8 protein-coding genes, 1 other RNA gene and 1 pseudogene are annotated in these 10,227 nt (G+C 55.1%); 5 read left to right on the top strand and 5 right to left on the bottom strand.

Annotated features, from left to right (window positions below; genetic code table 11):
• Nucleotides 1-101: 101 nt before the first annotated feature.
• The gene (locus tag RMSM_RS04060; RefSeq protein WP_008691960.1) at nt 102-845 is read right to left on the bottom strand and encodes a sugar phosphate isomerase/epimerase family protein; all 744 of its coding nucleotides are present in this window, start codon (nt 843-845) and stop codon (nt 102-104) included.
• 240 nt (nt 846-1,085) lie between these two features.
• Between RMSM_RS04060 and RMSM_RS04055 the strand changes: the two genes are divergently transcribed.
• Nucleotides 1,086-1,688 (top strand): DUF2141 domain-containing protein, encoded by a 603-nt coding sequence (locus RMSM_RS04055; protein WP_008691958.1) that lies wholly within the window; start codon nt 1,086-1,088, stop codon nt 1,686-1,688.
• Nucleotides 1,689-1,783: 95 nt separating this feature from the next.
• Here RMSM_RS04055 and RMSM_RS04050 read toward each other — a convergent pair whose 3' ends face one another.
• Nucleotides 1,784-3,121, bottom strand: coding sequence for an EF-hand domain-containing protein (locus RMSM_RS04050; RefSeq protein ID WP_008691957.1), 1,338 nt, complete (start codon nt 3,119-3,121; stop codon nt 1,784-1,786).
• 76 nt (nt 3,122-3,197) lie between these two features.
• A complete protein-coding gene (locus tag RMSM_RS04045) occupies nt 3,198-3,929 on the bottom strand; it encodes a hypothetical protein (RefSeq protein ID WP_008691954.1) in 732 nt (243 codons plus the stop codon).
• 333 nt (nt 3,930-4,262) lie between these two features.
• On the opposite strand from RMSM_RS04045, the gene RMSM_RS04035 reads away from it, so the two are divergent.
• From RMSM_RS04035 to rfbB, 3 genes are all read left to right on the top strand, one after another.
• On the top strand, nt 4,263-5,537 hold the full coding sequence (locus RMSM_RS04035; protein ID WP_008691951.1) for a prolipoprotein diacylglyceryl transferase: 1,275 nt from the start codon (nt 4,263-4,265) through the stop codon (nt 5,535-5,537).
• An 84-nt stretch (nt 5,538-5,621) separates the two neighbouring features.
• Nucleotides 5,622-6,353 (top strand): methyltransferase domain-containing protein, encoded by a 732-nt coding sequence (locus RMSM_RS04030; RefSeq protein ID WP_008691950.1) that lies wholly within the window; start codon nt 5,622-5,624, stop codon nt 6,351-6,353.
• Nucleotides 6,354-6,541: 188 nt separating this feature from the next.
• On the top strand, nt 6,542-7,597 hold the full coding sequence (gene rfbB / locus RMSM_RS04025) for a dTDP-glucose 4,6-dehydratase (RefSeq protein WP_008691946.1): 1,056 nt from the start codon (nt 6,542-6,544) through the stop codon (nt 7,595-7,597).
• A 69-nt stretch (nt 7,598-7,666) separates the two neighbouring features.
• On the opposite strand, the gene rnpB is transcribed toward rfbB, so the two are convergent.
• An RNA gene (gene rnpB, locus RMSM_RS36375) (RNase P RNA component class A) lies at nt 7,667-8,105 on the bottom strand.
• Between the two features lie 186 nt (nt 8,106-8,291).
• On the opposite strand from rnpB, the gene RMSM_RS04020 reads away from it, so the two are divergent.
• Nucleotides 8,292-9,593 (top strand): MerR family transcriptional regulator, encoded by a 1,302-nt coding sequence (locus tag RMSM_RS04020; RefSeq protein WP_008691940.1) that lies wholly within the window; start codon nt 8,292-8,294, stop codon nt 9,591-9,593.
• On the opposite strand, the pseudogene RMSM_RS04015 reads toward RMSM_RS04020, so the two are convergent.
• Nucleotides 9,590-10,227 (bottom strand): annotated as a pseudogene (locus RMSM_RS04015) (serine/threonine-protein kinase); the annotation flags it as partial. The gene RMSM_RS04020 and the pseudogene RMSM_RS04015 sit on opposite strands and share 4 nt — an antisense overlap.

The following is a 10,227-nucleotide window of genomic DNA, read 5'->3' as shown; positions in this document are numbered from 1 at the left end:
TCAAGCGAGCAGTTCCGATTTCAGCTTGTTGAGCAGTCCGATTGCATGGCTGATCTCTTGCTTCTGACGCTCAGGGTCTTGAGGAATCTCGCGTTCGATCGTCAGCGGGCCGGTGTAGCCGATCTCTTTGAGCGTTTGCAGGTATTTGCGGATGTCGACGGCACCATCGCCGAGCGGAACTTCCGCCCCCAGGTTTCGCCCGGCTTGTCGCTCCACGTTGCGTCTTTGCAGTGGATACTGCGTACGTGCTTGGCCACCTTCTGCAACGCATCGATCGGTTCACCGCTGCCGTAGAGAATCATGTTGGCAGGGTCGAAATTGATTTTCAGATTTTCTCGTTTGACATTCTGAATGAATTCGAGCAAGCCTTCGGCGGTTTCTTGGCCAGTTTCCAGGTGCAGATATTGATGATTGTTGCTGCAATGATCGCACAGTTTTTGGGTGACCTCGACGATTTCGGCATAACCTTCGTCGCTAGGGTCCTCGGGAACAAAACCGAGATGCAGCGCCACCGTGTCGCAACCGAGTTGCTTGGCAAAGTCAGAGATTTCACACATCTCTTGCAAGCGGCTTTCTCGCGTTTCGGCGGGCACCAAACCGATGGTTTTGACGACGGTCGGGATGTCAGCGTAACTTTCGCCCTCGAAACCACCAAAAACCGCGGTGCAGCGGACACCGAGTTCGCCCAGCTGAGCTCGGAGTGACTCGGCCGTTTCAGCAGTCCGATTTTCTCGATGGGGTGCGTGCAATTGAATCGTGGGAACTTTCAATTCCGAGATCACGTTCCAACCAACTCCGAGTCCCGCATCGACCGACGCGAACACACCGATGGGCCAAGTTTCCATGTTTGAATCTCTATCGCAAAAAGGGACGTAAATGGTGATAGCACAGCCTAATGCGTTGACGCGCTGAAAACAATCACATGCGTCTTTCGGCCCATCGGCTGGCGATTCCCGCAATCATTTCGCTGCTGCCCCCAAACGCAAAATCACGATAGAATGGTGAAGTGAATCGGGCCGAGGTAATCTCTCGCTTAACGGATGGCTCGCTTCGCAGATTCTCTTTCACCCTAGTAGCCAATAGACATGCAGAACCAAGACGACGCCAACTTTACGGATTCGCTCAACACCCGCGAGCAAGACAGTTTGTGGGCTCAGAATCACGGCAATGTATTGATGATGTTTTTGGCGGGACTGGTCGTATTGGGCTCGGCGATCCTGCTGTACCGGCAATCTCGTTTTGTCGCGCCGCGATTCCCACAAGCGGCATTGATCGGGGACGCAAATGTGACGGACGAGTCGGCGGGCAACGAGAGTCATTCGCAGGCCAGCGGTCTGCTGTCGTTGATCATCACCGGAGAGGGCCAAGACGAGGGCACCTTGGTGGTGGCCGTTTATGCATCGTCCGAAGCGTTTGCCGAACAGGTTGATCCGCTTTGGAGTGACCAAATCCCGTTCCAAAGCGGTGCTGCGTCAATGCAGTTGACGCTGGGGGATATCTCCTCCGATTTTGCCATCGTTGCGTTTGATGATCAAAACGAAAATGGAAAATTCGACCCCGAATCAACCGAGCGTATCGGATTCTCGGGGACGCTCGAACGAAGCGAGATGAATGCGGACGATGCATTTGAGAAGGCGACGGTGAAGCGTCGCTTCGAAATTGAACCCTTAACGATCGAGCTGCGTTAAAAGCGGTGCCATGGGCACCATTGCCAGCACCGTCGCCGTTCACGGCAAGGGATCGCCTGCGCTGTTTGCTTTAGGTGTGGTTATTTCGAGCGTGATTATTTCGAGCGCGCTTGCATCCACGATGCGTACTCGATGATCGTCACGCGGCCATCACGATTACCGTCCGCCGCTGCGGGGCTCATCAACATCGTCGACCACTCCGACGCAGTCAGCGCTTGGTCTTTGTTCTTGTCGTAGCGTGAGATAATTCGCTCGGCGTATTTGATCAGTTTCTCGTCCGGTTTTGCCCCGGAACTGCTGGCCGACGATGATGCCGATCCTGAGGAGCTTGAAGAACTCGTCGAAGCAGTTTCGGTTGTGGTTTGGTTGCCCATTTCCACCGCTTGGCGGGCTTCTTCGAGGGTGATGATGCCATCGCCATTCAAGTCGGATCGGAAAAACTCAGCAACTTTTTCGTCCGACCACTCGCTGGCGAATTCGACCATTTCGACTTGCCCATCGCCGTTGGCGTCTTTGTCACTAAAGAAACCAGGCGTGCCTTCGGGCAGCGAACCGGTCGAGGTAACGCGATACGATTGGCGTCCGTTGTAGTAATCGACCTCATCGACCGTTTTTCGGCGATCTTGATCACGTCGACGACTTTCTTCGCGTTTACGCTCGGCTTCGTTCACCTCATTGACTTCGCGACGACGTGCATAGCGAACCGCCAATTCGTCCGCCGAAAGTCGGCCATCGCGGTTGCGATCAAAATCGAGAGGATTGCCGCCAAAACGTCCGCGGGACAATTCTTCTTTGCTCAGGAAACCATCGCGGTTGCGATCGTACTCTCGCATTCGCTCGGCAGCTTCCTGTTTGTCTTTATCGCTGATTTCGACCGACATCAATTCAGAAGCGGCACCAAAACCGAGCAGCGGAATAGGATCGATCTCGACACCGAAACCGGGGACCAGCAGTTCGGCGGTCCATGCTTCTTCGCTACTACTGCGGCGGCTGCTTCTGTCATCCCGATCACGATCGCGGTCGCGGTCACCCCCGCCTCCTTCGCGCATCTTCTCGAACGCTTTGGTGATTTTGTCCAAAGGAATGGGTTTGCCGGACACGACACTGCTGTCGCTTTGCTGGATCCGGCCAATGATAAATTGGGCTGGCCCCTGTTGCTCGTCTGGGTCGAGCACGCCGTTTCCGTTGGTGTCCAGCCGCTGCAACATCGATGCGGGATCAAACCCACCGCGGCCACCACCGGGAGGCCCACCACGCCCGAATCCGCCTCGCTCCCCTCCGCCTCGATCGCCACGGTCTCCTCCACCACGGTCCCCTCCACCCCGGTCGAACCCACCTCGTCCGCGATCTTGACCCTTTGCCGGCATTGAAAAACCGGCAACAACGGCGAGCGAAAAGCAGAAAACGGTAGCGATTGTGCGTGTAGTATTCATGCTTGATTGAACCGCGGCGACGAGAAAAGGTTTCGCTGCGGATATTGTAATCAAACTTGGCTTATTCGCCGGATTCTTAAAGCGGTACTTCCTTGTACAGAGCCAACATCCCACCGATCTCGTCGATCTGTTGACGATCCTGCTGGCTAAGCGTTGAAATGAAGGTGTGACTCGATCGAAAACGGTCGACCTGGACGCCGCGACGGATCGTTAACGTGGTTTCGGTGGGGATTTTGCCGTCCGAGGCAATCCGCTGCGATAGTGACATGCGGGCAAACGGAGGGAGCCCTCGCCGGTGAACCAAATTTAGACGCGAGGCCAAATCGACAAATTGACCGTATCGAACTGCCATTTCCGCTTCGCTGGGGGTTTCCGTAGTCGTTTCATAGCGGGCGTCGCCGTATGAAATCGAATATTTGGGTCCTTGGTTTTCGGGGGAAGCGGCTATCCCTAGACGTTGTTGCTGCTCGCTCGTTTCCGCCGCCGCCCGTGCTTGAGCTGTAATTCGCACCAGATCTTCGGTGTTGATCGTCGTTCGGGTTTTTGCCACCCGGTCGAGCAATATCACGCGTTTGCGGTCGGGATCGTAAACGGTGACATCGCGATTTTGGATCTCAGCCAGGTCGTAGGTCAAATTACCAGCAAACAGGATCAAGTGTTTTGCTGCCGGCTTGGGACTGGCATTTTCGTAGATTTCGGTGGTGACACGGAAATCGGCGGAATAGGAAACATCGCCTGCAGAAGCGACAAATGCCATCATTGCAAGCCAAATTGCCATTCGGTAGCGGTGCTTGAACATGGGAAGCATGACAATCTCGGGTACGATAAACAAAACGTCAAAAAAACATCGTTTGATGTTTCTTTGGATTTCGAGGCATCCACCTGGACGCTTTCACCGTCAACAGCGTAGAAAATACGCCGACGACACGTCCAGACCAACCCAAACCTCACCGTCAACGATTGCGACGCGGTCCCACGATAGGGAGACTTCGACGCAGCGAACCAGAAAAAACAAACATGAAAACGACGGGCACGCGAACGCCGAAATGTCATTCGGTCTGCGAGGCTTGCTGCCCCCTGCCTTCACTTTTTTTTTCCGGCGTGTGATTCCTGCCCTCCATTACGTAAAGGCGATCGGCCCATGCGGCGCACCTTGATACTGATTCCACACGAAATTGCCGGATTGCCAATCTTTGGCTTCGGTTGGGTCTTGATCCTGCTGGGGTTAGCACTGGTGATTCGCGCCGTGATGGTCAAGCGTCACGGGGGGGCGGTCGGCAGTTTCCTTGCGACCGAAGGGTTGATGTGGGGGCTGTTTGCAGCCGCCGTCGCATTCATTTTGCCCAGCGTCGAATTGAAGAACGTCGATGGCGAAGCGGTCGGGATGGCGATTCGCGGCTACGGAGTGATGTTGCTGTTGGGGGTACTGTCCGCTGTCGGTTTGGCGATGGTCCGTGCAAAGCGGCGGGGAATCAATCCCGATGTCGTTTTGAATATGGCACCGTGGGTATTCATTGGTGGCATTGGCGGCGCCCGATTGTTTTACGTGGTCCAATATCACGATCACTTTATGGCCGATTCGTTTGTCGAAACGGTTCGGCGAATGTTGACTTTCACCGAAGGCGGCTTGGTCGTTTATGGATCGTTCATCGGTGGTTTCTTGGCGGGCAGTTTTTACATCGCGCGTCATAAGTTGCCACTGCTGAAACTGGGCGACGCAATCGTGCCCTGTATGTTCCTTGGTCTGTTTTTCGGCCGCATCGGCTGTTTGATGAACGGTTGTTGTTACGGCGGTCAGTGCGAAGATTATTGGGCCGCGCTTCGCTTTCCCCCCGGCAGTCCGGTTTACCAAGACCAAGCGCTGCAAGGCGATCTGATCGGTTTGCGTTTTGATCCGACGACAGGCGAGGTGTCGGACGTTGCCAGCGACAGTTTGGCTGAGTTCGCGGGGATCAAGGTCGGTAGCATTGTCGAACAGATTCGTCTGGATGACCGTTATCAAGATGGTTTCTCAAAAGACTTGCCGCGCGAACAGTCGCCTCGCGGCGTGGTGGCGATGATCGATGGAAAAATCTATCGCTGGACACCTCAGCAGTTGCCGCAACACGCGGTTCCGGTGCAACCGGCACAACTGATTAGCAGTGTCTCGGGATTGAGTGTTTGTTTGTTGTTGTGTGCGTTGTCGTTGGTGTTGCGGCGAGACGGCGCGATCATGTTGCTGGGATTCGCGGCCTATGCGGTGATGCGGTTTGTTCTGGAAATGATTCGCGTCGACGAGCAGGGACAATTTGGAACCAACCTCTCGATCTCGCAGTGGGTCAGTATCGGCGTTTTGTTATGCACGATCGTGGCCGCCATTTGGTTGTACAGCCGCAAACCAAGCGACGCGGGACACTCGATCGCCGAACCGACGTGATCCGCCGCAATCGTGTCCTTGAACCGCAAAAATGGTATCCTTAATTTGATAGGTCCTTCGCACGGATTAAGGTAATGACGAGACATGAGTTTCGATCGAGTACGCGAACCGGTATGGATTGACGATCCAGCGATCGACGCAGCTGAATTTCAGCGAGTGCGGATGGATGAGCTACGGCTGAACCAAGTGACTCGGGTGGCCGACGCGTTGTACCCGCTGATCACGCGATACCAATCCAATACGTCGCGACGTCCATTGACGGTGTTGGATGTTTCCAGCGGCAACGGGGATCTAGCCGTTCGTTGGGCGGTCAAAGCAGCACGCGATCGCCGAGACCTGCGGATCACGACGGTTGATACGAACCGGCACGCGATCGAAGAACAGCAACGGTTGGCCAAGCGATCATCTGTAGAGGTACAGAGCATTCAGCTGAATAGTTTTCAATCGCCACTACCGCTTGGTTTTGACGTGGTCATCAGCACCATGTTGATGCACCGGTTGGACGAATCGCAAGCGTTTCGTTTGTTGCAATCGATGCAGGTATCGTGTCAACAAGCGATGATCGTCTGCGATTTTAAACGCAGTCGCTTGAACTGTGCCTTGGTGAATGTCGCGTCGCGATTGTTGGTCCGTTCGGCCGTGTGTCGTCATGACGCCGTGGCCCGAATTCAATCGTCGTTCAGCGAGCGAGAGATCGCTCGGATTGCCCGCAGCGCGCTCGGCCGCCCCGTCACCATTCGTCCTCTGCTGCCGTGCCACTTTGTGTTGGTCGCCGACGAAGCGGTCCAGACGGAAATGGTCCCTGCGTTCGCATAACCCGTCATCCAATGCCCTGATTGCCAGGAACCGGAGGGTTAATCGCGATGTTCGGATTCGTGACCACAGCCAAATCGGTTAAATTATGGGGAAAGTTTGCAATCGCTTTCAAAACAACGCGTTGCTGACTATCGTTTTGGAAACGTTTCACTCAGCTTCCGCTCATCTCTTGCTAGACCGAACCCATTATGAAGATCCTTGTAACCGGCGGATGTGGTTTTATCGGCACGAATCTAGTGCGTCACTTGTTGGCGGACACCGATCACGACGTCGTTAACTTGGACAAATTGACCTATGCCGGTAACCCCCATTCGCTTGCCGATGTCGCCGATTCGCCACGCTATTCGTTTGTTCAGGCAGATTTAGCTGATCCGGTCGTGGTCGGCGAAGTCATCCAAAGCGTTGATCCCGATGCCGTCATGCATTTGGCAGCCGAATCGCATGTGGACCGCTCAATCGATGGACCCTCTGAATTTATTCAGACCAACGTCGTGGGAACGTTCAATCTGCTCGACAGCAGTCTTCGGCACTACAATGCATTGGCAAGCGAGCGACGTGATGCGTTTCGTTTCTTGCACGTGTCGACCGACGAAGTCTATGGATCGCTCGGTGATACTGGCATGTTTACCGAGACGACTCGCTACGACCCACACTCGCCATATTCGGCAACCAAGGCCGCGTCAGACCATTTGGCTCGCGCCTGGAAAACCACCTTTGGGTTGCCCGTGCTGGTGACCAACTGCTCGAACAATTACGGCCCGTATCATTTTCCGGAAAAGTTAATTCCGTTGATGATTATCAAATGCTTGGGTGAAGAACCGTTGCCAGTCTATGGCGAAGGGCTGAACGTACGAGATTGGTTGTACGTCGAGGATCACGCGCGAGCATTGCTGACCGTGCTGACGCGAGGAACGCCGGGGGAAACTTACAACATTGGCGGCAATAGCGAACGCCGCAATATCGATCTGGTCCACGCGATTGTGGGCATCTTGGATGAAATTCGGCCTCGAGCCAATGGGAAAAGCTACAGCGATCTGATCACCCATGTCAAAGATCGGCCAGGCCACGATTTTCGCTACGCGATCGATTCCAGCAAAATCCAAAACGATTTGGGTTGGAAGCCGCAGCGAACGCTGGAGGAACGGTTGCGAGAAACGGTCCAGTGGTACTTGGATAACGAATCGTGGTGGCGTGATATTTTAGATGGAAAATATCAAATGCAGCGATTGGGCGTTGCGGAGTAATTGCCGAGTGATGACGGCAGTGCCACCGCTTCATCCACAGTGGCGGCGGGGCTGCAGACGAAGAAAATTGCCGTGAGCGGGTTAGTAAGCCGGGTTCTGTGACGACATGCATGGCATGCGCCGACGACCATTTATCTGTGCACGACGATTGCTCGTCGCCTCAATTGCGACCTACCCGAATGTCGAAAACGAAGCGGATCGCTTCGCGGAATGCGAACCTCGAAAGATTCGCACCACTGCACTCTGTTTGGTCTAGCTCCGGATGGGGTTTACCAAGCCAGTCGAGTCACCTCGGCTGCTGGTGCGCTCTTACCGCACCGTTTCACCCTTACCACGCGTCAAAGTTGGTCGTCGTGTGACGACCGCGTCTGACCGTTCGGCGGTCTGTTCTCTGCTGCACTTTCCCTAGCCTCGCGGCCGGTCGACGTTATCGACCATCCTATCCTGCGGAGCCCGGACTTTCCTCCAGTTTGCCTAAAGGCCCACCAGCGATCGTCTTGCCCACTCACGGCAATCCCACAGAATGATAGATCCACTCGTTCGCGACAAGGTTCGTCTCTAGAGTGTTTGCCAAGTTTGTGGATAATGATCCGGCAAACCGATCGACTCGGTGGCCAAGACTGGATCGTGGGAGTGACCGCGATCCAGTGACCCCAAATTCTATCGCCTTTTTCCCCTGCCCGCCCCCCAAGAGATGCCACGCTTGAACGAGCCAATCGATTCTGATGACTTGGCTGAGTCCGATTTGGGCGAGTCTGCTGGATTGTCCGATGCGGCGGCCGATAGCGAGTCCGAGGCGGGGACGCTTGGCAACTTGAAAATTGCCTTGGTGGGGCGTTTTGGAAGTATGACGCGTCGTGAGGCCGCCAATTTGCTGCGTTCCTATGGCGCGACAATCGTCGAGCAGCGGGCTGCCGACGTCGATTGGGTCGTGATTGGTGCCGATCAATCCCCCGTGCTCGAATCGGATCTGTTGACTGAGTCGACGCGGCACGCGATTGCCACCGGAACTCGTGAAATTGTTTACGAGTCCGAGCTTTGGCAACGGTTGGGGTTGGTGGATTTCGAGCAATCGGCCCAACGCTACTACACACCAGCGATGTTAGCCCACTTGCTAGGCATTTCCGTGCGGGTGGTCCGCCGCTGGCAACGGTTGGGATTGATTACACCGGTCGAAACGATGCACCGGTTGCCGTATTTCGATTTTGCCGAGGTCGCGGTGGCCAAACGGTTGGCAAATTGGATTGCGTCGGGAGAAAGTCCCAAAGCGATTGAGCAGCGATTGGCCCAGTGGGTTGAATTGCTGCCGGACATCCATCGGCCGCTTGAGCAGCTATCGATTTTGGTCGAAGGCGAATTGGTGCTGCTGCGGCACGGCGAAGGATTGGTCGAACCGGGAGGCCAATTGCATTTTGATTTTGACGCTCTCGATGATGTCGAAACCGCATCAACCGACGATGACTTTGCCGCGGGGCAGGTGTTGTCGATGGTACGCGACGATGACACCTCGTTTCCCGTTGGCAATCGAGCTCTGGATGACTCGGACGAATTGCTAATGGCAGCGTATCAAGCCGAGGACGAAGACGACTTGCAGCGCGCCATCGATTTCTACCACGCGATCTTGGCACGCGATGGCCCGCGTGCGGATATCAATTTTCAAATGGGCGAATTGCTGTACCGAATCGGAGAAACGATTGCATCGCGTGAACGCTACTACAGTGCCATCGAAATCGACCCCGAATTCGTCGAGGCACGCGCCAGTCTGGGAATCGTGTTGGCCGAAACCGGACAACCCGAACTTGGTGTGGCCTCGTTCCAAGGTGCCCTGCGGATCTTTGAAGACTACTCCGATGTGCACTATCACCTTGCCAAGACGCTCGATTCGCTCGGGCGAACCGACGAAGCGATTCACCACTGGGCACGTTTCTTGGAATTGTTCCCCGACAGCCCCTGGGCGGACGAAGCACGATTGCGGCTCGCCGAAAACGAACGCTAGTACGTCCCCGCAGGACGTCGATCCACACCGACCAACAATTGACTAAGCGCTTGACGCAGTTCCCGCACCTTTAGCGGCAACCCCAGCATCTTGCGTTTGGGGCCGCGAAGCGCCGCTTGAATCAAATTGGTTTGTCGTCGGTCAATCAACAAGATACTGGGGATATTGCAGGTGTTTTCATCCTTGGCGAACCGGTTGTAGGCGTCCACAGCGTCCACTCCCAAATCCGCGGCGCCGAAAATCACGCAATCGGCTGGCTGTTCGTCGTCAGTGGCAAATCGAGCCAACGCGCGGTTGGGATCTTGAATGATTAAAACACGATACCCACGTGCCTTTAGCCGGTCGCGGATGGCGTTTTGCAGACCAATTTTTGACTCGACCAACAACACCACGTAACCTTCGCCCTCGTTCGATGGTATCTCGTCATCATCTTGATGCTCCGCCATCGGTTGATGATAGTCATCTGAGGCGTTGCCGGTGATACCACGCTCGAGCATCGTGATCGCCTTGCGGACGTCCGCATTCAGCTCGGCGGCAGATTGGTAACGCTCGTTGACATCGAACCGCATTGCTTTTTGAACAATCTGGTTTGCCACCCCCGGGACGTCGGGAGCGTAATCCGTAAGCGGTTTGA

Origin of the sequence: Rhodopirellula maiorica SM1 (assembly GCF_000346295.1) — a bacterium.
GTDB lineage: Bacteria > Planctomycetota > Planctomycetia > Pirellulales > Pirellulaceae > Novipirellula > Novipirellula maiorica.
This window is presented reverse-complemented; position numbering and strand designations above follow the sequence as displayed.